Origin of the sequence: Stenotrophomonas sp. PS02298 (assembly GCF_029959445.1) — a bacterium.
In the GTDB taxonomy this organism is placed as follows: Bacteria; Pseudomonadota; Gammaproteobacteria; order Xanthomonadales; family Xanthomonadaceae; genus Stenotrophomonas.
In genome coordinates, this window is record NZ_JASCOR010000066.1 from 1 (window position 1) to 23101 (window position 23101).

The window sequence follows — 23101 nt, forward strand, 5'->3', positions numbered from 1 at the left end:
GTGCCGAGCCATGCTCGGCAGAGACCTTCCAGGCAATCCAACAGCCACCCTGTAGGAGCGGCGTAAGCCGCGAAACCACCGCACCTGCAGATCGCGCAAACAGCCACAGCCTGACGAACCATCTGCTTCGCGGCTCACGCCGCTCCTACAAACAACAGCCGGGTTCACGACACCCGGTCCGCCCTACACGCAAAACAGCCATAACGTGCAAAATGCAGATGCACATAGGCCACAGCAGCATCTTCGAATACATCTTGCAGCCACTCGCCAACGTCTCTTCCATCGCAGACCTCGGCAAACGTGATCCGATCCTCCACGCTGTACGCCCGCAACGACATCAGCCGACGCTGCACCTGCGATGGCACCTCGTTGACCTGCAGTTCCGCACGGGCAACACCGCGCCGGACAAAGATCGGCCCACTCGCCCGGTACGGCGAATCCGCCGGCTGGTGCTGAAAGGAAAGCAGCAACAGTTCCTCTCCCACCGTCGCATCAGCAAGGCTGACCCGGCAGGGAAATCCTGATGCCTCAGTAGCAGTGACACGAGTGATGTGGCGCGCATCAAGCGCAGCATCATCAAGCTGGAAAAGCTCGACGAACAGTGCGGGACTCAAACCGCTCAGCAGGAAGGAGGACATGCAGTATTCCGTGGATCAGGGAACCGCAACATCCCACTCTTCGCGTGCAGCTGCTCGCCATGATCAGACGCAGCATTCAATCGCCGGCAACAAGGATTCCATCGTCAATCGCTGCCGTCTGGCCCTTCCCCAACCGGCGCGCGACACTCACTCGGCTGCCCGTTGCCCCAGCTCCTGGGCAAGCCCGATCAGGATGCCCTCAACACCACGGATGTAGCACAGCCGATAGGTGTTCTCGTAGTTGACCACCTCATCGACCACCGACGCCCCCAGCTTCTTGAGCCGTTCAAGCGTGTCATCGATGTCCTCGACCGCGAACATGACGCGCAGGTAGCCCAGGGAATTCACCGGTGCTGCACGGTGATCGGAGGCGATCCCCGGCGCATCGAACCTGGAGAGCTCAAGCCTGCTGTGGCCATCGGGCGTGCGCATCATCGCGATCTCCACGCGCTGGTTGCGCAGGCCGGTAACGCGACCAGCCCATTCACCCTCGATTGGCATGCGCCCCTCAAGCACAAGTCCCAGTTCAACGAAGAACTCAATGGCGGCATCGAGGTTCTCGACCACGATACCCACGTTGTCCATGCGCTTGACCGTCATACAGACTCCTCGGTGCCCGGCACCAGGGTAGAAACCGCCTGATCAGCTCCCGTTGACACACTGGGGCGACGGCAGGATAGCGGCAAACGACCTGCACGTGCCTGACCCATTGCCGGACTACCGCTGAGAGCGCAGCGGCCTACGTGTCCACATCGCCCCAGCCACTGAAGCGTGCCGATGCACTACCCGGCCAAGCCACGTGAGCAGCACATCCGGCTCGACCATGCGCTCGGCTGCAGTCCTTTCCTTGGCTTTGGCACCCAAGGGAAGGATCAGCTGCAAAGCCTCCTTGGCACGCTGGCACAAGGTGGCAGTCAAATCGAAGTGAGCAGCTTGAAAGACCAGTACAGGCCAATCATCACTTGAGTGATGAACGCGACAAACCGCAGCGTCACTGCTGCCGAAGAAGAGGACGCCAGATGGATCAGCGACTGCGCGAAACGCGCCGCCACCAACACGTAGGCCAGCGGATCGGTGATGTACTCCCGCCCGCTGACAATTGCGATCAGCAACAAACCACCCAGAACCGGAATGTTCTCGATGCAGTTCGCGTGAGCACGCGCCAGCCGTTGCATGAACGGAGATAGATTCGCGTTGTCCGGCCTGAACTCATTCGCCGAAACAGTCCCTTGAAGGGCGATCTTTGACCTGATGACCTCCATTAGCGCCATAAGCAGCAGCGTCCAGACGATAAACAAGGTCAGTGCGATCAGACTTGGCGAAGCCATTGCCATCACTCCGTGAAAGTAGGAATCCTTGCGAAAGTGCCAGCCGCGTACCTGTGCGGCATCTGAGCCCAGCGCCGCATTCTGGCGCGTTGCCCCCACATGCGTAAACCGCTCGCGCTCAAGACGAAACTGCTATTACTGAACCCGTATCGACGTTCGGCCACACGAACAGGCACAAGGCTGGGAAGCGCACCCATATCGCAGCCGGTGCCCAGCCGCCTTGCCTGTTCGTCCTTCAAGTCGTCATCGAGAACAAACGCAGGCTTTCTTACGCCAAGATCGCGGGCAAGGAATAGCGCAAGCCACCTAAGGGCGCTTGAAAGCGGCCTTTTTGATAAGTCCCTCAAGCATCATTTGTAGGAGCGGCGTGAGCCGCGAAGCAGGAACACCACCAGCGCAACCAGCTGCCAAACACCCGACATAACCCGCTTCGCGCCTTACACGGCACTCCTACAAATCGACTAACCTGCTGACAACACCCCACCCAGGCGCTAAGTTGTCCTCTGGAACAGGGGGTTCGCATGGGACGCAGAACAAAACAATCTCCTATCGGCGCATTAGCAACCATCCCGTGGCCGATAGGCTTCCTCGCAGGGATCATCGGCTTCATCCTGGTGCGCTACGGCATCCAGTGGTTCCTGTCCCTTCAAGGCGGCATGCTGGCGCAAGCCTTTGGCCAACAATCCAGTGCTGTCTTCGCGCCGCTGGCATGGATGCTGCTCGGCATCTGCTGGATCGCCGCGCTGGCCTCCTACCTCAATGCCCGCAAGCGCCGCCGCTTCCTGGATACGCGCACCACGCTCGAAAGCCTGGCGGCCGGCGGCTGGCGCCAGTTCGAACAGCTCGTCGGCGAAGCATTCCGCCGCCAGGGCTATACGGTGGAAGAAACCGGACTGGGCGGTCCCGATGGCGGCATCGACCTCATCCTGCGCAAGGACGGCCGACGCACGCTGGTGCAATGCAAACAGTGGAAGCGCCAACAGGTAGGCGTCAGCGTGGTGCGCGAGATGGCAGGGCTTCTTGCCCATCACCAAGCGCAGGCCGTCAAGATTGTCTGTATCGGCACGTTCACTCCGGATGCGGAGGCCTTCGCGCGCGAGAAGCCCATCGAACTGATCGGCGGCGAACAGCTGCTGGCAATGATCCAATCGTTGAAGACAGTGGAAGATGCACCCGCGCCAATCAATCAGCGCACGGAACCAACGCTGGCTACACCGGCGCATCCGGCGGCAGATGCCGCGCCCTGCCCTCGCTGCGGAGGCGCGTTGGTGCAGCGGGTCAATAGAAGCACGGGGCAACGCTTCCTGGGCTGCAGCAATTTCCCGAAATGCAGGGGCACGGGAACAGCAATCACCTGATCCTACTTTTAAGCACGATTCTCGCTGGTGACGTTGCTTCCAGAGTGGCAGTTCAAATCAGACGGTCACTTAGCACCGGCCTGCTCAGATCGAGCTTGAATCGATATCACCGGTAGCTTCGAAGCTTGCGCGTTCCTCATTCCAGAGGAAATGCACCTCGAGCCCGAGGTAGTCAAAATCTGTCTGCTGCTGCACGAAGGCGTGTTCAAGGCAGCGCACAAACAGACTTAGCCGGTGCGCTTCAGCCTCAGGGAAGGAATCAGTCTTCGAAACGTCACAACGCAGCTCGGAAACGTAGTAATCACCGGTCATTCTCCCCTTGTCGGGGAACAGCATGTCGCCCGCCACCTCGTCAACGTAACACTGTACCAGCGCATGGGCAGCGGCATGGATCTCGGCCATCTGAGACTCGGCGGCCTGATGGAGCCGCGCGCCAAACTCCGCATCGATATCCATTGCAAACGGACGTGCCCAGCCGGGCACATCGATTCTTGTCATGAGCAGTTTGGTCATGGGGATGCCGGGCGATCAGGCGAGGGAAAACCAGGTCCTGCATCATACGTCCAACGCCTGTTCTACAACGGCGGCAGCGGGCCGCAACCGTGTACAGTGACGGCGTGCCACGGATGCATCTCGACAAAGGATCTCGACATGAAGTCACTCCTTCCACTTCTGCTGCTGGCGTCAAGTGCATTCGCAAATGACGTTGTTTCAGCCAATGAGAACACCAACTGCAGCTGGCCTCTGAACATGCCCGCTGCAAGCCTGCTGCTGGTAGGTGAGGTCCATGGCACCAACGAGGCACCAGCACTGATTGGCAACCTGGCCTGCGCCAGCGCAACGTCAGGAAGTCCAGTGGTAGTCGCGATGGAGATTCCAATCGAAGAGCAGACAAGCCTGGACAACTTCCTGGCAAGCAAGGGTTCCGATGCGGACCAGGCGGCACTTCTAGCCAGCCAATTCTGGACACGCCAGCCCCAGGACGGGCGATCCAGCGCGGCCATGCTGCAACTGTTGCACCGGCTGCGATCACTACGCTTGGAAGGCGCACGAATCAGCGTGCTGGCCGTCGACGATGGCACGCCAGGATCGAGGGACGCCGGCATGGCCTCGCGCATCAGGGCAGCACACAACGCCGTGCCCGCAGTGATTGCGCTGCTGGGGAACGTCCATGCCAGCCGCGAGAAAGGCAGACAGTCGGCACCCGACTATGAGCCAGCCGGATACCTGCTGTCCGACCTGAATCCACACAGCCTCTATGTGCGCGGGCCGGCCGGCACAGCCTGGGTCTGTGTGCCGGAATGCGGTGTCACCGCCATCCCGGACAACCGCCACGTTGGCGACAAGCGGGGCTACCTGCCGGCCATTGGAGTGATACCCGGCTATGACGGCCTCTATGCGCCAGCGAGTAGTACGGCGTCACCTCCAGCAGTCAACTGAAGCCCCAGGGTTTCTGCTTGCTCACCACGTCAGGCGGTGACCCTGCGAGTGGAACATCGGAATCCGTCTTCAAACAATTCGACTCTGACCCCGGTTTCGACTCGCACCAGCAACACGCAATCAAGGCTGCGCACGCAGCCACGCTGCCGCTGCAGCAACTGCATCTTGTTCGCGAGGCACGGGTTTTTCGGGCTGTATACCCTGCAGATACGCCACTCCAGTACGGTCGAGGAATACCGCTGTCGTCAATGCAATAGCGCCACCGTCAGGAAGCGCAAACGACTGGTTGGCCGTCGAGAGTCCCGCTGTCGGCTGCCCGAAGAAGCGGGTACCCGGGCGGCCTTGGAAGGCAACGGCCACCGCCTCGCCTGAGCTTGCCGTCCTGGGGCCCACGAGCACGCCGACGCGGCTCTGGGAAAGATCGACCTCGCACTCCTTGGAAGGCTGGGCGCGCCACGCCGTTGCTACACCATTGCGGTCCCGGAATGCACCAAGATCGGCGTCACCCAACAGTGGCCTCAGCCCCTTGATCATCGGCCACATGTTGCCCCCCGTATTGTCACGAAGGTCGATGATCCAGCCCTTGCTTGCCGTCTCTGCCAAGCCGGCGATGTGCTCGCAAAGTTGAGTGCTGAAGATATCGCTGGCCTTGGGATCGGAGCCGCGCAAGCCCGGCACCAAAAGATAGCCGATGTCCTGCATTGACCTGGCTTCCACGGCCTGCGTAACGACTGCACCGGCACGATAGGTTGAAACAGCACTGGGCGCCTGCACGGAGCTATGCCGGTCTGCAAGCGCAGTAAGAACCGTCTGAATCCTGCTGTACGCCTCCTGTGCGGGAAGCTTCTTCAAGTCTGGAGTCAGAAGTGACTTCTGCTCGGACTTCCAATCCACGCGATCTGCGTTCAGGGCGTTCGCGCGGATGATGGAAATGGCGGTATCGAGCATGTCATAGGCGGATACGTTGCTCTGGACTGCACTCTCGGCGTTGAGCGTAAGGTGCTCCACATCTACCTGCCCAGCACTGCCAAGTGTCACCCCAAGCTTGAGACTGGTCGCGGCTGCCGGGATGTAGAGCCGGGCCTCTCGCGGCTGGGGGCCTTCATTGAGACGCACGGGCCGATCACCCGTGCTTGCGAAGGCCAAAGGCGCTTCGGGGCCGTCCGCTCGGACCCAAAGCGCGGCGTTGCCGGTACCGCTTTTTACCAGAAGCGTGCCGGTGAGAACGACTTCCCGTCCCTGAAAGGCCGCTGCGTCAATCGTGGTGATTGCACCGACGAACTGGTTTTCACCTGTCGACTCGGCGGACAAGGTGACTGCCGCACCACCGGCTTTCGAAATATCGCCTGAGCCGCTGGCAAGCGACTGGGTGCTGGTACCCCGCCAAGCGGTATCCGCCTGGGCACAGCCGCTGAAGAACGCAACAGAAAGCAAAATGGCCAAGCGATGCATAGTCAACTGCCTTGTTCGACTTGAAGCGCAATCCTAGTTCAGACGCCCTGCTTCCACCACAAGGCTGCAAGCAGGTCACGAATACCGGATATGCAACAAGTGATGGGCTGCAATCGCCCTCATCCACAATGGACACCGATCCTGCCCGCTGCCATCTCGCAGCAGGCAGTTCGGCTTGGCTGCAGTTGCTCAACCGCCAGCTTGGGCTGTGTTTTCCAGCGCGGCACTCTCCGCTTCCAAACGCTGGATGATCGCAGCCACCACGCCACGGGTGGATTCCCAGTTCATGCCGGTAATGAGCCGGCCATCAACTTCCACATGCGATGTGCCGCGTGCGCCGTAGCTGAACTGGCCTTTGCTTCCGCGCAGGCGCTGCTCGATCGAGAACGGGAAGGTCTTGTAGTACGCAGCACTCATGTCCTCGTAGGCATCGGGATAGCCGGTGACGCGCTTTCCGCTGACCAGCGCGGAGCCATCGGACAGGGCCAGGTTCACCAGCCCAGCACTGCCGTGGCACACCGCCGAGACGATGCCGCCGCGTTGCTCGTAGATCTGCACCGCCAAGCGTTGCATGCCGGGGTGCTCGGCAACGCCGTACATCGCGGCGCTGCCACCGATATACATCAGCGCGGCGTAGTCGCTGGCGGTCACCTCGTCGGGCCGGCGCGTGTTGGCCAGCGCCCACATCAGGTCGGCGTCGTAGATGCCGGCTTTGTGCTCGCGGATGCTGGTGTCGATGTAGGCCAGCGGCACGGCTCCACCTTCGGGGCTGACGAACTGCACACCGTAGCCGGCCTCACGGAATCCGGCATAGGCATGGATCAGCTCCGAGAAGCTGTTGCCGGCGCTCAGGCGGGTGCCGGGCATGGTGTCCACGTTGGACACCACCAGCAGCACCTGGCGGCCATGCGCGGGTGCGGTTTCGCGGGTGGCGGTCTTGCTGATGATCAGCCAGCGCCCTTCCAGCTTCTTCAGCAGGAACAGGTCAACGTAGCGTGCCTGATCCTTGCTGATCAGAATCTCCGCCTTGGCGGTTGCGATATTGCCTTCGATCTCGATACCGAGCAGGCGACCGACACGGCCATTGAACAGCCCCGGCTCCTTGCCGAACCAGCTGGTGTATTCGGCGATGCCCACCTCGCGCATGCCGTCCGTGCCCTGACTCAGGTACAGCCGCGCATCGGGATGAAAGGCGCGGCTGAGCCGATCGCGCTGGTTGTAGGAACTGCCGCGCAGATAGTCCTGGATGACTGCGGAGATCTCACGCTGATCCGCGCCTGGATCGGCATGCGCAAGCCCGCCGAACCACAGCGCCAAGCTGGCCACGACGAACCATCGGATGAGGCGTGCTGGCAGCGACATCACACCGGCAGTGGCAGGCTTGGAACGCGTTACTGACATGAAGGAGACTCCGCAGGATGGGTGCCCCGAAGTCTGCGGAATTCCTTTACGAATCAATCTACTGAAGCGTGTTTGCGGACTCACCAAACACGTTTCAGGAGTCGGCCACCAAGCGCGACTGGGCCTGCCGCCACGCCGCAGGCGTGGTCCCTTCCACCTTCTTGAAGCTGCTGTAGAAGGTGGAGGTGGACAGGAAGCCGGACGCCTCCGCCACATCGTCCATCGATGCCGACGCCTGTTCGCGCAGCAACTGCTTGGCCGCCTCGATCCTGACCTGCGCCAGGTAGGGCTTGAAGGCGGTCTTGAGGTTGTCGTTGAGCAGCTGCGACAACCGAGCCGTGGGGATGTTGAGCCGCTTGGCCAGCTTGGCCAGGGTCAGACCCGCGTCCTTGTACAGGCCCTCGTCGGTCATCAGCGCTTCCAGGGCGCGCAAGGTCGCCTCGGCTTCACGGGGCGCGATCTTGCGGTCGCGGTAAGGCTCGGCGACTGGAGCAGGCTTACGCCGGGCAAGCGCAACGCTGATGCTCAGGTACAGCACCAGCGAGAAGGACAGCGCACCGACGATGTAAGAGGTCAGCCCGGCGGTGGCATAGGCCAGCCAGATCACGCCCACGCCCGCGATCACCGAGACCACATGGCTGCGGCTCAGCGTGCCGGGCCCTGCATCGACCCGACCTTGCTTGCCGCCGCGCAGGAACAGCCCCGCTGCAAGCAGCAGGCATACCAACCAGATCACCTGGATGGAGGCCCACACCGGCCCAGCCCACAGCCAGACGTTATCGGTATACGGCCAGGCGACTCCAAAGGCAGCCGCCAACACCAGCAGGCCCAAGGCGATTGCCGCATCGTTCCGGGTCTGCTGGCCATCGGGATCAAGCCAGGCGCGCACGAAGCCGATCAGGCAGATGCCGATGAAGAAACAGGCGGTCAGGCCGACCTGCAGAACCAGCTTGGAGATGTCGTGCCAGAAGTAGACCAGCACGGACTTGCCCGTGCGCAGACTCAGCATCAGCACCAAGGCCGCCAGCCAGCGCTGGGCAGGGCTTACGGGTTTTCGACATAGCAGGTAGACCGACAACGCCGCACCGTTGAAGACGCCCAGGCCGGCAAAGAAGAACAGCAGGTAAGACGTCAGCATGGGTGCATGGGTGCCCGGAAGGAAGCGAGTGGAGACTAGGTAATTCGGTGCATTGAAGTATGTCCGCTTCGGATTGTGGCGTCATGGAAACAAGTGGAGACTCAAACGAGGGTCAAAACGATCGATTCTGATGCGACCTGCAGCTCTTCCGGACTGGTGACGAGCCTCCTGTGATCTCGCTCGGCCGCCGCCACACGAACTATCCTTGATCGCGAGGAGCTCGCGACTAGCGCAACTGCGTCCTTTCAAAATTTGAGGCGATTGGAATGCGGTGCGCAGCCTTACGCGCCACCTGCTTTATTCTCTTGACGCAGCATCAAGCCCCGAAGCAACTATACTTTCAGATGAATTACTAGACTGATATCCCAGAGAAGCCAGTGTCGCGATTTACGCCACTCCAACAAATAGGAAATGACATGCAGCGACACCCCACACCTCATTCATACAGCGCTACCCGCGAACTGGTTATCAAGAACCGATAATCGATGTTTCCAACTTCAACGACCACCGTTATCTGTCGCCTGCTCGCAAAATAGGTTCAGAGACTGTCAGAGCAACTCCCAAGACTGCCAACCAGTTCTTATGCGCATGTCACTGAACCGTACCCGCCTCGTCACCAAATGGGTTGAGTACAGACAGCCGATTACGCTCAATCGATTTCGCAACCCAAATACCTTCAGCTATGGGCTCTTCATCGTGACTTTGCTCAATAGACAGAAGAATCGCCGCTCCCTTCCTCCCACCGACAGCCATTGCTTCGCCAGCTATATTTGTCAAGTGAACTCTATGTCTATTCATAGGTTTTAGTCCCTCCGCAAGAATCAAATCCAACACCGACCAACTAGATCCGTGGTAAAGCGAAGCTGGTGCTTCCACCTTGATCCCAACATCAACATTTACAGGTAGAGAGTGACCGTAAAGCGCTCGAATGTTCCCTTCTCTGACTTGGAATCGCGGTTCCCCGGGGTGTTCAGCCACAGCTAGCAAATGGCTCGAATCAACTTCAAGAACAAACGCAAGATCATCCATAGATGCGAAACCGGCTTCATCTATAGCGACGCCATTGCTAGGGCCATGATGGCGAAGCTGGTATGCCATGGCCTTACTCAAACGCCGATGGTCATGGCTTGGATTTGACTCCTTCGGCTCTGCTTGATCTATCCGAGATAGGGCATGGAGCAACTCCTTCGCCATAATTTGCATAGCAACGTCGCCAAACTCCATTAGCATTCCACAAATTTCACGGGCATGACGACGCAGGCTTTTTCCCGCCTGCCTCTCTGTACCCAGCCTCAATGCACGAGTTAAACAAAACCAGCCATAAGCCGAGATCAAAGCTTCTTCCGCAACTTCATGCCCTATTTCTCCAAGGTAGCGCGCCATAATTGCTAAGCGCCGATACCATCCTTCCGCATTTGGTGACACCAACGCATTGTCTTCAATCAATTGAGCGACATCGTAACCTGCGGGGATGAACTCAACGGACTCGAAGTCAATCGCGACTATTCGCCCTGCCGGATCTATCAGCCAATTGGACGCGTGACCGTCACGCTTGCGAACTAGCCGAAATTCTGTGGGGAATGATTTACGGAGCGAATCGACGAAAGCGTCTGCCTGCTCAGGATCAAACAGCGCCCTCGACCACATCTTCAAGTAGTCTTTAAGCGGCCGCCAAGCTGACTTACCCGCAGGTGGCTCCCCGGCGACACGATGGAAAAGCGCGAGAAGATCCACTATTGGCTCCAGTAATTGTGAAGCCTCCTCTCCGGAAATCTCGCTCAATATTTGTCCGGCAGACCTCTGTGTTACATGCACCCACTTGCGCTCGTCTTCAGAAGGAACTTCTACAATCGCCAGAGAGCGCGGAACTTCGTAGATATTATTGCAACCTCTTTTATCAATCTCGGCACGTAGTGCGTTCAGCATAGATGCTTCGTGCTCAGCCTTAGGCTTGGTCGTGCGTTTGAATACAAACGTCTCAGACAAAAATCCCCGAGCGTCCGCAACCGCGAAAACTTCATTCCGCCCACCAAGGTTGGACCTCGCGTAATTGGGCGAACTCAATGCCAACTTCGAAGCTTCTCGCCAGCTACTAGCTGAGTACCCGCCCCTATTTCCCGAGAGGAAGTATAGATAATCTCTAACTCGAGCAATTCCTATTCGCGGAAGCGGCCACTTTGGATCAAGAATTGTCAGGAAATTAAATATCTCTTGCGCGCGCAGCGCCAAATCTCTTTTTCCCGACCTCTTGGCTGCAGATAGCGCCGCAGCACCAGCTTCCCACCGAACGTGCCGGTTGTAAGGTGCATTCTCGGCGAGCCACTTAGTAATCTCAACGTACATGGAAAGATCTTGCTTCTGAATGAGGCCCTCTGGACCATCGACAATCTGCCGCAAATAACGCGCACTGAGCACTGCGGCAGGAACAGAACCAGCATTTCGCAACGGCTCAAGATTCCTAATAATTCGCCTAATTGCTTTCCAAAGCTCTAAAGATGGTTTGATTGCCATCTGAGCCAACAGCCCCCTTGGAATCGCTGCAAGCCTGGCAGAAGTTATCGGCCCACCCCTCTCAGCATCTTCGATCATAGACGTGAGCACATTGCAACGTGCATCTTCAACAGTACCTTTCCCTCGTGACCTAGAACGCGCCAGATTCGCACGTGCGGACACTAGGTAGCGCGAGTGTTCTGCAGGGTTGCTTTTATGGAGGATGGAAAATCGATATTTAACCTCAGCCTCAACCAGCTCAGCTCCAACTGCTATAGATCTATTTCCAGCCAGAAGCTCAAACGCATCATTCAGAGATGCCGCATCCCCAGACTGGTCATAGTACAGCACCTGCAATTCAAGACAGTACATCAAAGTTTCTGCCCGCTTATTACCAAGCGCCATAGATTCCTTTGAGTACTGCAGGGCCCTTAGAACAGTTTCAATAGAAACATTAACCCAGCGGCCAATCATTGCAACTGCAGCTGCGTACTTCCCGGTGGCAATCTTCAATGTCGCATCTGAAAGCTGACTACTTTCGATCGCAAATCTAAACTCTGATAGAGCCAGACGGAAACGACCAACGGCCACGTCAATTTCGTGACTCGCAAAACTATCTTTCGCCTCCTCGTACAGCGCCCCAGCGGCCCGAAATGAAATATTCGCTATGGTTCTTGAAAACGCAAGGTTCCGCTTCTGCAGACCAAGCAACACATTGAACGGCCTTCTCCGCATATGCTCTAGAATTACCAGCAAAATGGGGGCAGGCAGCACCAGTTCACTCTTTAGCACTTTGTGCCACATCTCGATGGCGATGTTATAGCCTTCGCCACTCATGAGAAGACTAAATTCTTGTGAGCGCGGCGAATTGGTCAACCAGCGAGTCGAAGCTGCCGAACCAATATAGGACAGCGTTGTCAACCGATCTGCCAGCTCGGGGGACCACTCGTTTAGTACGTTGGAGATATCCATATTTTCTGTCATTGCGTTCAAGCCAGATATATTCGAAAATTCGTGAATCATATGGTTATTCTAAGAACAGCTCACCAGAACCTTAGGAGCCTATTGGATATCTGCGTTGCTGGCCCGTTAGTTATCCGGGAGGATAGCACCCTCGATCGCAGCCTTATCTCTCGAGCCCAACATCGGCCTGAGAATGGCTCTAACGGAGAGGGCAGCTGTTTTTGCCAACGCATTGCTCCAGCAGCGGGCACCCAAGCACTAGCGAAAAGCGAAGATATGTATTGCACTCTTTCCAGCCTACCCAGTAGTTCATCCACTAGTGCACAGCTCTCGCTTCTCATTAGCACAGGCTAGCGCATGGCATCCTATCAACTTAGATTTGGTAGATAGACGAGTTTTTTTGATTGAGCAATAAGCACTATTCGGACCAACCAAACTCAACTCTTCCGCTTAGCCCTAGGATGCGCAGCATCATAAACCTTCGCCAGATGCTGGAAATCCAGATGCGTATAGATCTGCGTGGTTGCAATATCCGCATGCCCCAACAGCTCCTGCACGCCACGCAGATCGCCTGAGGATTCAAGAATATGGCTGGCGAAACTGTGCCGCAGCATATGCGGGTGCACGTTCTTGAACAGGCCCTGGCGTTGCGCCAGTTGCTTGATGCGGATCTGCACGGCGCGCTGACTTATCGGGCCGCCGCTGCGGCCCGGGAATACCGGTTTCTCGCCGGTGCCGCCGCTTTCCTTGCGCCATTCCTGCAATGCGTTCATTGCATGCGAGCCGACCGGCACGGTGCGTTCGCGGTTACCTTTGCCGTGCACCAGCACGATGCCGCTTGCGGTATCGAGGTCGCGCCAACGCATGGCGCAAAGTTCGCTCAGGCGCAGGCCTGAGGAATAGAACAGCTCCAACAGCGCGCGGTCGCGCAGGCCTAGCGGTGCGTCGGTGGGCAGTTCGACCAGTTGCACGGCTTCGTCGGCGTCCAGCACCTGCGGCAGTTTGCGCGGTGCCTTGGGCGCGCGCAGGCCGGCGGCGGGGCTGTTGTCGATGACGTTGTTCTTCAGCAGCCAGGCGTAGAAGCTGCGACAAGCCGATAGGCGGCGCTGCAGGCTTTTGGCCGACAGGCCGCGGCGGTGCTCGCTGGCGACGAACTCGCGCAGCTGATCGCCTTGCAGGGTTTGCGGATCGGCGATGTCGTGCGCTTCGCACCATTGCGTGAGCGCGGCGAGGTCACGCTGGTAGGCGTCCAGCGTGTGCGCCGACATGCGGCGCTCGACCTGCAGATAGGACAGGAATGCCTGGACGGCGCTCATCGCCGCGTCACTCCACTCAGGCGCTGCGGAAACGCTGCAGACCCGTCACCAGCGATTCGCCCATCATGCGCAGGAACAGCGTGCCCATGCCGGGATAGAAACGGTTGGGGTCGTAGCTGCCTACCGCAATCAGGCCAACGCCCGGCAGCGGCAACAGCGCGGTGGATGACACTTCGTTGACCCGCTCGCCGTACAGCACGTCGTTCTTTTCCTGCTGCAGGCGGCCGCAGATGGGCTCGCCGTCCTGCAGACAGTCGTGGAACGGGGCCAGCTTGGCGTCGTCCTTGGCGATGACCTGCAGCCACGGTGCTTCGGCCAGTTCCGGCACGTCGTCGAAGGAGACGATGCGCACCAGGTCGCCGGCGAAATCTTCTTCCAGCGAGGCGGCCATCGCACGCAGGGTGTCGGCGGCGCTGGTCTGGCGCATCAGCGCCAGCGTCAGCTGGTGGGTACGCACGGCCAGGCGTTCGTTGATCTGCGCATTGGCACCGAGGTCGGCCAAGCGCCGCGACAGCTCGCGGTTCTTGTCGCGCAGCACTTCCAGCTGGTAGCTGGCGAGCGAGGCGGTGGGGCCATCGTCGCGCGGCACCACCATGGTCAGTGCCAGGTCGGGGAACTGCTTGAGGAAGGTCGGATGACGCCGCAGCCAGGCTGCGACTTCATGGGCACCGATTTTCTCGACTGTGTCGTTCATCCCATCCACTCTCCGTCGAATACGAATGCTGCCGGGCCGGACATCACGATCTCGGCATCGTCTGCCGGCCATTGGATACCCAGGTCGCCACCGGGCAAGGAGATCAAGGCGTCGCGCTGCAGGCGACCGCGCTGCATCAGCACCACCGCCGCCGCGCAGGCACCGCTGCCGCAAGCCAGGGTTTCGCCGACGCCGCGCTCGTACACGCGCAGTCGGGCGTGGCCGGCATCCATCACCTGGGCGAAGCCGACGTTCACCGATTCCGGGAACGAGGGGTTCTGCTGCAGCAAGGGCCCTACCCGCTCGACCGGTGCAGCGTCGACCGAACCGACTTCCAGCACGGCGTGCGGGTTGCCCATCGACACGGCGCCGAAGCGCACGTTCTCGCCCTGCAGCGAGGTCATGTATTCCTCGCGTGCACGCGGGAAGCCCAGCAGCGGAATCTGTTCCGGCTCGAATTCGGGCTTGCCCATGGCCACGGCGTATTCGCCATTGGCCAGGCGCTGCACGGCGTGGGTACGGGTTGGGCTGTCGATGATGAAGTCATCGCCCTGCGCCGCGCCGTCGCGTACCAGCCAGGCGGCCACGCAGCGCGCGCCATTGCCACATTGCTGCGAGGTGGAGCCGTCGGAGTTCCAGATGCGGTAGGACGCCACCGCGCCTTCGCTGCGCGGGGCTTCGATGGTCAGGATCTGGTCGCAGCCCACGCCGCGGTGGCGGTCGGCCAGCAGCGCTGCCTGCTCGGCATTCGGCGGCGCGCTGCCATCACGCAGGTCCAACACCACAAAATCATTGCCGGCGCCATGCATCTTACTGAAGCGCATGCGCCCTGTTGCCGACTTACCCATTTACGCCAGCACCACCGGTTCCGTCTTCAATGGCTTCGTCGGCCTTCTTGTCGGCGGCCGGGTCAGGCTTTTCAGTGGCGGGCTGATCGGCCGGGGTGACTTCCTGTTCCTCGATCGGCACCGGCTTCTGCGGCATTACCAAGGGGCCCTTGTTGCCGCAGGCACTGAGACCCAGCAGCAGGAAGGCCGCCGGGATGAGAATCAGGAAACGGGACGTCTTGTTCATCCCCCGAGTATAGCCACTGGACCGCGAAGTCCGAACCGCGGCCGCGCCCCGTTCAGCGTTCGCCCGGGGGCAAGGGGCGCAGCCACAGCCACAGGCAGACGCAGGCCATGATGCTGATCGAGGTCCATTTCACCCAGGCCAGCGGCACGCACCACAGGGTGATCAGGGCACAGGCCAGCATGGTCAGGCTGGCCATCCACTTGCCCTTGCGGCTGACCGCGCCGTGCGCCTGCCAATCGCGGATGGCCGGGCCGAAGCGCGGGTGGTCCAGCAGCCAACGGTGCAGCCGCTCGGAGCCATGCGAAGCTGCCCATGCCGAAATCAGCACGAAGACGGTGGTGGGCAGCCCCGGCACGAAGATGCCGACGATGCCCACGCCCAGGCTCACATAGGCCAGCAGCCACCACGCCCAGCGCAGGCGCGGTGGGCGCGTGCGTGGATCGGGAGGATCACGTGGCGGCGGCGTATCAGGCATCGCTGCGGCCCAACTGCGTCAGTCGGCCAGGCCCAGCTGCCCCAGCACGAAGGCGAAGGACTCGGCCTGTTCCTTGTAACGCTGGAAACGGCCGGACTTGCCGCCGTGGCCAGCTTCCATGTTGGTGCGGAACACGATGGGCTGGCTGCCGGTGTTGACATCACGCAGCTTGGCTACCCACTTGGCCGGCTCCCAGTACTGCACCTGCGAATCCCACAGGCCGGTGCCGACGAACAGCGACGGATAGGCCTGGGCGGTGACGTTGTCGTACGGCGAGTACTTGAGCATGTAGTCGTAGTACTGCTTCTGCTCCGGGTTGCCCCACTCGTCGTACTCGTTGGTGGTCAGCGGGATGCTGGCATCGAGCATGGTGGTGACCACGTCGACGAACGGCACCTGTGCAACCATTACCCGGTAGTCGCCCGGGGCCTGGTTGGCCACCGCGCCCATCAGCAGGCCACCGGCGCTGCCGCCCGAGGCTGCGACGCGGTCCTTGGCGGCATAGCCCTGTGCGACCAGCGCGCGGGTCACGTCGACGAAGTCGTTGAAGGTGTTCTGCTTGTGCAGCAGCTTGCCGTCGTCGTACCAGCTGCGGCCCATTTCCTGGCCGCCACGGATGTGGGCGATGGCGTAGACCACGCCGCGATCCAGCAGGCTGACCACGCTCTGGTTGAAGTTGGGGTCCATCGACATGCCGTAGCTGCCGTAGGCGTACTGGTACAGGGCGGCCGTGCCGTCCTTCTTGAAGCCCTTCTTGTAGACCAGCGACACCGGAATGCGCGCGCCATCGCGGGCGGTCACCCAGACGCGCTCGGTTTCATACTTGCTCGGGTCATAGCCGATCACCGGCTGCTGTTTGAGCAGGCGGCGCTCGCCGGTCTTGACGTTGAGCTCGTAGGTGGTGGCCGGCGTGGTCAGCGAGGTGTAGCTGTAACGCAACCACTCGGTTTCCGGTTCGGCGTTGACCGACAGGCCCATCGAGTAGGCCGGCTCATCGGCCTTGACGAACTCGCTGCGGCCATCGGCGAACAGCAGGCGCACGCGCTCCAGCGCTTCGGCACGCTCGGCGATGGCGGTATAGCCGTCGAACAGCTCGAAGCCTTCGATCAGCACCTGCGGATCGTGCTTGACCCAATCCTTCCACTGCTTGCGGTCAGTGGCACCTTCCGGCGCGGTGACAAGCTTGAAGTTGGTGGCGCCATCGGCATTGGTGCGGATCACCCACTGGCCGTTGTAGTGGTCGGCGTCGTATTCGACATCGCGCTCGCGCTTGGCCAGCACAGTGAACTCGCCCGGGTTGGCGGCAGAGGTGTAACGCAGCTCGGAGGACACGGTGCTGTCCACGCCGATGGTGATGAAGCGGTCGTCGCGGGTGCGGCCAATGCCCATGTAGAAGCTGTCGTCCTTCTCCTCGTAGACCAGCACGTCGGCACTGGCCGGGGTGCCGAGCACGTGCTTCTTGACGCGCACGGTGAGCAGGGTTTCCGGGTCGTTCTCGACGTAGAACAGCGTGCGGTTGTCATCGGCCCAGATCACATTGGCCGACACGCCCTCGATCACGTCGTCCAGCACCTTGCCGGTGGCCAGGTCCTTGAAGCGGATGGTGTACTGGCGGCGGCCGACAGAATCTTCGGCATAGGCCAGCAAGGTGTTGTCGCGACTGATGTCCATGTCGCTGACGGCGTAATAGCCCTTGCCCTCGGCCAGCACGTTGAGATCCAGCAGCACCTCTTCCGGCGCCTGCATGTCGCCCTTGCGGCGCGCGTGGATGGGGTAGTCCTTGCCGGTCTCGTAGCGGGTGTAATACCAGTAGCCGCGCTCGCGGTAGGGCACGCTGGCATCGTCCTGCTTGATGCGGCCGACGATCTCGGCGTAGAGCTTGTCCTGAAGCGGCTTGAGCGGCGCCATCAAGGCGTCGGTGTAGGCGTTCTCGGCGTTGAGGTAGGCCAGCATCGCCGGCTCCTTGCGCTCGTCGTCACGCAACCAGTAATACGCATCCTCGCGCTGCGCACCGAACGGCGCGGTCACCGTATGCGGGCGCTTCTCGACATCAGGCGGGGTGGGCTGGGACGCGGCGGCGGTATTGATCATCAGGCTTGCAACCAACAGGCAAAGAAGAGGTTTCATCAGGTTCACTCCGGAACAACGGTGGTGCATCCAGTGCTGCAGGCCACAGTGTGCCATGCCCGGCGCTTGCCCCGCTGCCATCAACGGCGCCTATCATGCAGCGATGAACACGCCCCACACCCCGCACGCCCCGTACAGCCGCCGCAGTCAGGAGATCGCGCCCTTCCACGTCATGTCGCTGCTGGCCCGCGCCAACGCACTGGAGCAGCAAGGCCACGACGTGATCCACCTGGAGATCGGCGAGCCGGATTTCACCACCGCCGAGCCCATCGTCCGCGCCGGCCAGGCCGCTTTGGCCGCCGGTCATACGCGCTACACCGCAGCGCGCGGCCTGCCCGCCCTGCGCCAGGCCATTGCTGGCTTCTACGGCCAGCGCTACGGGCTGGACATCGACCCGGAGCGGATCCTGGTCACGCCGGGCGGCTCCGGCGCACTGCTGCTTGCCTCCAGCCTGCTGGTGGACCCGGACAAGCACTGGCTGCTGGCCGACCCCGGCTATCCCTGCAACCGGCACTTCCTGCGTTTGGTTGAAGGCGCGGCGCAGCTGGTGCCGGTGGGGCCGGAAAGTGGCTATCAGCTGACCCCGGAATCCATTGCTGCAAATTGGGATGCCAGCAGTGTTGGTGCGTTGGTGGCCTCGCCGGCCAATCCGACCGGCACCACCTTGGATGCGGGGCAGTTGGCTGGCTTGTCTTCTGCACTGAAGGAGCGTGGCGGGCATCTGGTGGTGGATGAGATCTACCACGGGCTGACCTACGGCTTTGATGCGCCCAGCGTGCTGGAAGTGGATGACGAAGCGTTCGTGTTGAACAGCTTCTCCAAGTACTTCGGCATGACCGGCTGGCGCCTTGGCTGGCTGGTGGCGCCACCGCGCGCGGTGCCCGAGCTGGAGAAGCTCGCGCAGAACCTGTACATCAGCGCGCCGTCGATGGCGCAGCATGCAGCCTTGGCGTGTTTCGAGCCGGAGACGATTGCGATCTTCGAACAGCGTCGCGAGCAGTTCCGGCAGCGACGGGATTATCTGTTGCCGGCGCTGCGGGCGCTGGGCTTCCGGATTGATGTGGAGCCGCAGGGGGCGTTCTACCTGTACTGCGACGTGAGTACGTTCACCGATGATGCGCAGGCGTTCTGTGCGCACTTCCTGGAGACCGAGCATGTGGCGTTTACGCCCGGCCTGGATTTTGGGAACTACCGGGCGAACCAGCATGTGCGGATTGCGTATACGCAGGATGTTGGGCGTTTGCAGGAGGCGGTTGAGCGGATTGGGCGGGGATTGGAGAGTTGGTTGGCTGGGAAAGTTGGCTGAGGGCTGAGGGCTGAGGGCTAAAAGCTAAAAGCTAGAAGCTAGAAGCTAGAAGCTAGAAGACTAAAGGCACCCCTCCCCAACCCTCCCCTTCGCCTACGGCGAAAGGGAGGGGGTAGAAGCGACAGCAGAAGCAAAGGCGCAAGCACAACTCAGCACGCATGCTTTGCTTGCACTCCCTCCCTTTCGCCGTAGGCGAAGGGGAGGGTTGGGGAGGGGTGCTTTAGCTTTAGCTTTAGCTTTAGCTTTGACTTTAGCTTTGACTTTAGCTTTGACTTTGACTTTGACTTTGACTTTGACTTTGACTTTGGCTTTGGCTTTGGCTTTGGCTATTCCCTTCTCCCGCTTGCGGGGGAAGGTGCCCGGAGGGCGGATGGGGGAGGCCTTTGAGCTTTTGAGCTTTGGAAGCAGCTACCTCAATTCGCCATCAGTACTCCGCCCTGCCCTCACCCCAACCCCTCTCCCGCAAGCGGGAGAGGGGCTTAAGCCGAAGCACTCAAAGCAAAGCAGAGCAAAGCAGCGCAGAGCAGAGCAAAAACAAACGCCACCTTTCGGTGGCGTTTGTTTTGCATCACTTCAAACCAAGCGTCACTTCTTGCTCAGCTGTTCCCACAGGAAGCTGTAGGCCAGTGCCGACATATGCGCAGCCTGCGCATTGTTCGCCGCGCCACCATGACCGCCTTCAATGTTCTCGTAGTAGGTCACGTCCTTGCCTGCGTCGATCATCTTGGCCGCCATCTTGCGGGCGTGGCCCGGGTGGACGCGGTCATCGCGGGTGGAGGTGGTGAACAGCACCGGCGGGTAGCTCTTGGCCGGATCAAACAGGTGGTACGGCGAGAAGGTCTTGATGAAGTCCCAATCCGCCGTGTCCGGGTTGCCGTACTCGGCCATCCACGAAGCACCGGCCAACAGGTGGCTATAGCGCTTCATGTCCAGCAGCGGAACCTGCACCACCACCGCACCGAACAGCTCCGGGTACTGGGTCAGCATGTTGCCGGTCAGCAGACCGCCGTTGCTGCCGCCCTGCACACCCAGGTGCTTGGCCGAGGTGATGTTGCGGGTGACCAGGTCCTGCGCCACCGCTGCCATGTCCTCGTACGCCTTGTGACGGTTCTGCTTCAGCGCCGCCTGGTGCCAGCGCGGGCCGTACTCACCACCGCCGCGGATGTTGGCCACGACGTACACGCCGCCCTTGTCCAGCCAGGAGCGGCCCATGCCGCCGGAATAACCGGGGGTCAGCGAGATTTCAAAGCCGCCGTAGCCATACAGCAGGGTCGGGTTGGAACCGTCCAGCTTCATCGCCTTGTCGTGCACGACGAAGTACGGCACGCGGGTGCCGTCCTTGCTGGTGGCGAAGTGCTGCTCGATCACCTTGTCGCTGGCGTCGAAGAACGCCGGCATGGTCTTGAGCACTTCCGGCTGCTGGCCGATCTCGGCCATGGCCAGGGTGGTCGGGGTCAGGTAGTCGGTGACGGTCATCCACACCGCGTCGCTTTCGTCCGCGTCCACCGCGCCAACACCAATGGTGCCGAAGGCCGGTGCGCCGGTGAAATCGCTGCTCACCCAGCCGTCCTTGCCGTGGGTCAACACCTTCAGGCGGTTCTTGACGTCGTCCAGCACGTTCAGCACCACGTGCGACTTGGTCCAGGTGGTACCGGCCAGCGAGGTGGTATCGGTCGGCGCGAACAGCACGTCGAACTCGCGCTTGCCGGCCATGAAGTCATCGAACTTGGTCGCCAGCAGCGAACCGGCGGTGTACGTCTTGCCGCCCACGGTCCACGGCTCGCGCAGTTCCAGGGTCAGCCATTCGCGGCGGATGCCCTTCTCGGCCGAGTTCGGCGCGTCGACCTTGGTCAGCTTGCCGTCGGTGCCGATCAGGAACAGCTCGTTGTTGTAGAAGGCAATCGTGCGACTGACGAAGTTACGCTCGAAACCGGGCGTATCGTCGTGCATCGCGGCGATGTACATGTCTTCCGGCTTGCCCTCGTACACCGTGGTTGCGGCGGTGATCGGGGTGCCGCGCTGCCAGCGCTTGACCACGCGCGGGTAGCCGGAGGTGGTCATCGAACCCGGGCCGAAATCGGTGTAGACGAAGACGTTGTCCTGGTCGATCCAACCCAAGCCACCCTTGGCCTCGGCGCGGAAGAAGCCGTCCTTGATCCAATCCTTCTTGGAGATGTCGAACTCGCGGGTGACATCGGCGTCAGCACCACCGCGCGACAGCGCGATCAGGCAGCGGTTGTACTCCGGGCGCAGGCAGTTGGCGCCGTGCCACACCCAGTTCTCGCCCTCGGCCTTGTTCAGCGCGTCCAGGTCCAGCACGGTTTCCCACAGCGGCTCGGCCTTGCGGTATTCGACCAGCGTGGTGCGGCGCCATACGCCGCGCTCGTGCTGCTTGTCCTTCCAGAAGTTGTAGTAGTAGTCGCCAATCTTCTCGACGCCCGGGATCTTGGCATCCGAATCAAGCACTTCGCGGATGCCGGCCTTCATCGCCTTGAACTGCGGGGTCACGGCCAGACGGCCTTCGGACTTGGCGTTCTGCTCCTTCACCCAGCCCAGCTGTTTGTCGCCGGTGACGTCTTCCAGCCAGGCGTACTTGTCCTGGGAGTCGTCAGCGGCCATGGCGGCCCCGGCCAGGCCGGAAGAAAGCAGACCTGCCACAAGGCAGGCAGAGGTGAGTCGGGACATGTTGGCTCCATGCGGTCATAAGCCCCGAACGCTAACACAGCCCCCTGCCCGCCCCCACGTGTCGAAGGTCAGGCCGCCTGCGGCAGGCGGCGCCGCGCCGGGCGACGGCCACGAGTGGCCTGCGGGCCGCGTTTACGCGGTTTGGCGTGGCGATTCCGCCAAGCTGCGGGTAGGCGGAAGCGATACAAGGCCCACCAGGCACTCAGCGGCATGCCCAGCAGCCACAACGGCAACCAGCCGATCCACTGGCTGTGGCCGCGCGCCGCCGGCCATACCAGCACCAGCGCCAGACCAGCCAGGGCCGCCTGTCTGACGCAGCGCAGCACCTGCGGGTCGGGTGCGTCCTGCGCGTTACGACGGGATGACGATGCAAGCGGCTTGGTCATGACGTTCTCCGGCAACATGGCTGTGTTGGAGTGCATCCTCGGCGGCCGCCATCTCATAGACTGCGACCTGCCATTGACGGGCGCATCATTGCCCGCCGAACATGCAGCCCTGACCTTCATAGGTGCCTTACCCGTAATGCGACCGATTCCCGTCTTTGTGTCCGCCATGTTGTTGAGTCTCGCCCTGCCGCTGAGCCAGGCGTTTGCACAGGAGGCTGCGCCAGCGACGGCGACGGCGGCGACGACGACGGTGGAGGGAATCGCCGAGGGCCCGATCGACCTGCAGCGCTTCATGGGCCGCTGGTATGTGATCGGACGCGTACCGAACTTCATCGAACGCGGCCATGTGGCCAGCGTCAACACCTATACCCTGCGTGACGACGACAAGGTGGCCATCAAGTACCAGTTCCGCGAAGGCTTTGCCGAACCGGAAGAAGAGATCGACATCCGTGCCAAGGTGGACGAAGAAAGCGGCAACCGCAGCTGGCGCACCTGGTTCTACCGGGTAGTACCGACCCGTTCGCGCATTCTTGAAGTGGCGCCGGACTACTCTTGGGCGCTGATCGGCTACCCGGGTCGCGAGATGGCGTGGATCTTCGCCCGCGAGCCGGACATGGACAACGCCACCTACCGCCAGCTGGCCACGCGTCTGCGTGACAAGTACGACGTAAACACCGACAAGCTCAAACGCGTGCCGCAGCACCCGCAGCAGGTGGACAAGCTGGGCTTTGAAGTGCCGAACAAGAAGTAACAGGGACAGAACCGTAGAGCCGAGCCATGCTCGGCCGGGCTCTACCGATAACGAACCAGCCGCGCCTGGCTCGGCCTGG

General features: G+C 61.0%; 20 protein-coding genes. 4 read left to right on the forward strand and 16 right to left on the reverse strand.

What is annotated here, in order from left to right; genetic code table 11:
- Nucleotides 1–164: 164 nt before the first annotated feature.
- The 3 genes from QMX78_RS11335 to QMX78_RS11345 form a co-directional block, all read right to left on the reverse strand.
- Nucleotides 165–638, reverse strand: a complete 474-nt coding sequence (locus tag QMX78_RS11335; protein WP_282269530.1) for a DUF1203 domain-containing protein — start codon at nt 636–638, stop codon at nt 165–167.
- A 147-nt stretch (nt 639–785) separates the two neighbouring features.
- Nucleotides 786–1238: a VOC family protein gene (locus tag QMX78_RS11340; protein ID WP_282269532.1), complete on the reverse strand. Its 453-nt coding sequence runs from the start codon at nt 1236–1238 to the stop codon at nt 786–788.
- A 314-nt stretch (nt 1239–1552) separates the two neighbouring features.
- Nucleotides 1553–2065 carry an MAPEG family protein gene (locus QMX78_RS11345; RefSeq protein ID WP_282269534.1) on the reverse strand — a complete coding sequence of 171 codons (513 nt, stop codon included), beginning with the start codon at nt 2063–2065 and terminating at the stop codon, nt 1553–1555.
- 422 nt (nt 2066–2487) lie between these two features.
- Here QMX78_RS11345 and QMX78_RS11350 point away from each other — a divergent pair, with 422 nt between their 5' ends.
- Nucleotides 2488–3324 (forward strand): restriction endonuclease, encoded by an 837-nt coding sequence (locus tag QMX78_RS11350; protein ID WP_282269536.1) that lies wholly within the window; start codon nt 2488–2490, stop codon nt 3322–3324.
- Nucleotides 3325–3408: 84 nt separating this feature from the next.
- Here the strand turns inward: QMX78_RS11350 and QMX78_RS11355 are convergent, their stop codons facing one another.
- Nucleotides 3409–3837 (reverse strand): hypothetical protein, encoded by a 429-nt coding sequence (locus QMX78_RS11355; protein WP_282269538.1) that lies wholly within the window; start codon nt 3835–3837, stop codon nt 3409–3411.
- A gap of 138 nt (nt 3838–3975) precedes the next feature.
- On the opposite strand from QMX78_RS11355, the gene QMX78_RS11360 reads away from it, so the two are divergent.
- Nucleotides 3976–4764: a hypothetical protein gene (locus tag QMX78_RS11360; RefSeq protein WP_282269540.1), complete on the forward strand. Its 789-nt coding sequence runs from the start codon at nt 3976–3978 to the stop codon at nt 4762–4764.
- A gap of 120 nt (nt 4765–4884) precedes the next feature.
- Here the strand turns inward: QMX78_RS11360 and QMX78_RS11365 are convergent, their stop codons facing one another.
- From QMX78_RS11365 to QMX78_RS11410, 10 genes are all read right to left on the reverse strand, one after another.
- The gene (locus tag QMX78_RS11365; protein ID WP_282269545.1) at nt 4885–6216 is read right to left on the reverse strand and encodes a S41 family peptidase; all 1332 of its coding nucleotides are present in this window, start codon (nt 6214–6216) and stop codon (nt 4885–4887) included.
- 189 nt (nt 6217–6405) lie between these two features.
- Nucleotides 6406–7617, reverse strand: a complete 1212-nt coding sequence (locus QMX78_RS11370; protein ID WP_282269547.1) for a nuclear transport factor 2 family protein — start codon at nt 7615–7617, stop codon at nt 6406–6408.
- Nucleotides 7618–7711: 94 nt separating this feature from the next.
- On the reverse strand, nt 7712–8755 hold the full coding sequence (locus tag QMX78_RS11375) for a helix-turn-helix domain-containing protein (protein ID WP_282269550.1): 1044 nt from the start codon (nt 8753–8755) through the stop codon (nt 7712–7714).
- Between the two features lie 591 nt (nt 8756–9346).
- Entirely contained in the window at nt 9347–12268 is a 2922-nt protein-coding gene (locus tag QMX78_RS11380) for an RNA 2'-phosphotransferase (RefSeq protein ID WP_282269551.1), read from the reverse strand.
- A 377-nt stretch (nt 12269–12645) separates the two neighbouring features.
- A complete protein-coding gene (gene xerC, locus QMX78_RS11385) occupies nt 12646–13524 on the reverse strand; it encodes a tyrosine recombinase XerC (RefSeq protein WP_282269552.1) in 879 nt (292 codons plus the stop codon).
- Nucleotides 13525–13540: 16 nt separating this feature from the next.
- The gene (locus QMX78_RS11390) at nt 13541–14218 is read right to left on the reverse strand and encodes a DUF484 family protein (protein ID WP_282269553.1); all 678 of its coding nucleotides are present in this window, start codon (nt 14216–14218) and stop codon (nt 13541–13543) included.
- Nucleotides 14215–15066 carry a diaminopimelate epimerase gene (gene dapF, locus QMX78_RS11395; RefSeq protein WP_282269554.1) on the reverse strand — a complete coding sequence of 284 codons (852 nt, stop codon included), beginning with the start codon at nt 15064–15066 and terminating at the stop codon, nt 14215–14217. Before dapF ends, QMX78_RS11390 begins: the two co-directional genes overlap by 4 nt.
- A complete protein-coding gene (locus tag QMX78_RS11400) occupies nt 15059–15292 on the reverse strand; it encodes a lipoprotein (RefSeq protein WP_282269555.1) in 234 nt (77 codons plus the stop codon). The genes dapF and QMX78_RS11400 overlap by 8 nt, the downstream gene beginning before the upstream one ends.
- 52 nt (nt 15293–15344) lie before the next feature.
- A complete protein-coding gene (locus tag QMX78_RS11405) occupies nt 15345–15767 on the reverse strand; it encodes a YbaN family protein (RefSeq protein WP_282269558.1) in 423 nt (140 codons plus the stop codon).
- A gap of 18 nt (nt 15768–15785) precedes the next feature.
- Nucleotides 15786–17894 carry a S9 family peptidase gene (locus QMX78_RS11410; RefSeq protein WP_282269559.1) on the reverse strand — a complete coding sequence of 703 codons (2109 nt, stop codon included), beginning with the start codon at nt 17892–17894 and terminating at the stop codon, nt 15786–15788.
- Nucleotides 17895–17997: 103 nt separating this feature from the next.
- On the opposite strand from QMX78_RS11410, the gene QMX78_RS11415 reads away from it, so the two are divergent.
- Entirely contained in the window at nt 17998–19200 is a 1203-nt protein-coding gene (locus tag QMX78_RS11415) for a pyridoxal phosphate-dependent aminotransferase (protein ID WP_282269561.1), read from the forward strand.
- Between the two features lie 585 nt (nt 19201–19785).
- On the opposite strand, the gene QMX78_RS11420 is transcribed toward QMX78_RS11415, so the two are convergent.
- Together QMX78_RS11420 and QMX78_RS11425 are read right to left on the reverse strand one after the other, a co-directional pair.
- Complete coding sequence (locus QMX78_RS11420; protein ID WP_282269563.1) at nt 19786–21885, reverse strand: prolyl oligopeptidase family serine peptidase; 2100 nt, start codon at nt 21883–21885, stop codon at nt 19786–19788.
- A gap of 68 nt (nt 21886–21953) precedes the next feature.
- Nucleotides 21954–22271 carry a hypothetical protein gene (locus QMX78_RS11425; RefSeq protein WP_282269569.1) on the reverse strand — a complete coding sequence of 106 codons (318 nt, stop codon included), beginning with the start codon at nt 22269–22271 and terminating at the stop codon, nt 21954–21956.
- A gap of 136 nt (nt 22272–22407) precedes the next feature.
- Between QMX78_RS11425 and QMX78_RS11430 the strand changes: the two genes are divergently transcribed.
- On the forward strand, nt 22408–23022 hold the full coding sequence (locus tag QMX78_RS11430; protein ID WP_282269571.1) for a lipocalin family protein: 615 nt from the start codon (nt 22408–22410) through the stop codon (nt 23020–23022).
- Nucleotides 23023–23101 lie beyond the last annotated feature (79 nt).

Excerpts from the sequence above, each read along its gene's own strand:
- QMX78_RS11365 (WP_282269545.1), bottom strand. The coding sequence starts at position 6,216 with ATGCATCGCTTGGCCATTTTGCTTTCTGTTGCGTTCTTCAGCGGCTGT.
- QMX78_RS11355 (WP_282269538.1), bottom strand. The coding sequence starts at position 3,837 with ATGACCAAACTGCTCATGACAAGAATCGATGTGCCCGGCTGGGCACGT.
- QMX78_RS11425 (WP_282269569.1), bottom strand. The coding sequence starts at position 22,271 with ATGACCAAGCCGCTTGCATCGTCATCCCGTCGTAACGCGCAGGACGCA.
- QMX78_RS11360 (WP_282269540.1), top strand. The coding sequence starts at position 3,976 with ATGAAGTCACTCCTTCCACTTCTGCTGCTGGCGTCAAGTGCATTCGCA.
- dapF (WP_282269554.1), bottom strand. The coding sequence starts at position 15,066 with ATGGGTAAGTCGGCAACAGGGCGCATGCGCTTCAGTAAGATGCATGGC.
- QMX78_RS11390 (WP_282269553.1), bottom strand. The coding sequence starts at position 14,218 with ATGAACGACACAGTCGAGAAAATCGGTGCCCATGAAGTCGCAGCCTGG.
- QMX78_RS11350 (WP_282269536.1), top strand. The coding sequence starts at position 2,488 with ATGGGACGCAGAACAAAACAATCTCCTATCGGCGCATTAGCAACCATC.
- QMX78_RS11380 (WP_282269551.1), bottom strand. The coding sequence starts at position 12,268 with ATGATTCACGAATTTTCGAATATATCTGGCTTGAACGCAATGACAGAA.
- QMX78_RS11410 (WP_282269559.1), bottom strand. The coding sequence starts at position 17,894 with ATGAAACCTCTTCTTTGCCTGTTGGTTGCAAGCCTGATGATCAATACC.
- QMX78_RS11375 (WP_282269550.1), bottom strand. The coding sequence starts at position 8,755 with ATGCTGACGTCTTACCTGCTGTTCTTCTTTGCCGGCCTGGGCGTCTTC.
- QMX78_RS11370 (WP_282269547.1), bottom strand. The coding sequence starts at position 7,617 with ATGTCAGTAACGCGTTCCAAGCCTGCCACTGCCGGTGTGATGTCGCTG.
- xerC (WP_282269552.1), bottom strand. The coding sequence starts at position 13,524 with ATGAGCGCCGTCCAGGCATTCCTGTCCTATCTGCAGGTCGAGCGCCGC.
- QMX78_RS11430 (WP_282269571.1), top strand. The coding sequence starts at position 22,408 with ATGCGACCGATTCCCGTCTTTGTGTCCGCCATGTTGTTGAGTCTCGCC.
- QMX78_RS11415 (WP_282269561.1), top strand. The coding sequence starts at position 17,998 with ATGAACACGCCCCACACCCCGCACGCCCCGTACAGCCGCCGCAGTCAG.
- QMX78_RS11400 (WP_282269555.1), bottom strand. The coding sequence starts at position 15,292 with ATGAACAAGACGTCCCGTTTCCTGATTCTCATCCCGGCGGCCTTCCTG.
- QMX78_RS11420 (WP_282269563.1), bottom strand. The coding sequence starts at position 21,885 with ATGTCCCGACTCACCTCTGCCTGCCTTGTGGCAGGTCTGCTTTCTTCC.
- QMX78_RS11335 (WP_282269530.1), bottom strand. The coding sequence starts at position 638 with ATGTCCTCCTTCCTGCTGAGCGGTTTGAGTCCCGCACTGTTCGTCGAG.
- QMX78_RS11405 (WP_282269558.1), bottom strand. The coding sequence starts at position 15,767 with ATGCCTGATACGCCGCCGCCACGTGATCCTCCCGATCCACGCACGCGC.
- QMX78_RS11340 (WP_282269532.1), bottom strand. The coding sequence starts at position 1,238 with ATGACGGTCAAGCGCATGGACAACGTGGGTATCGTGGTCGAGAACCTC.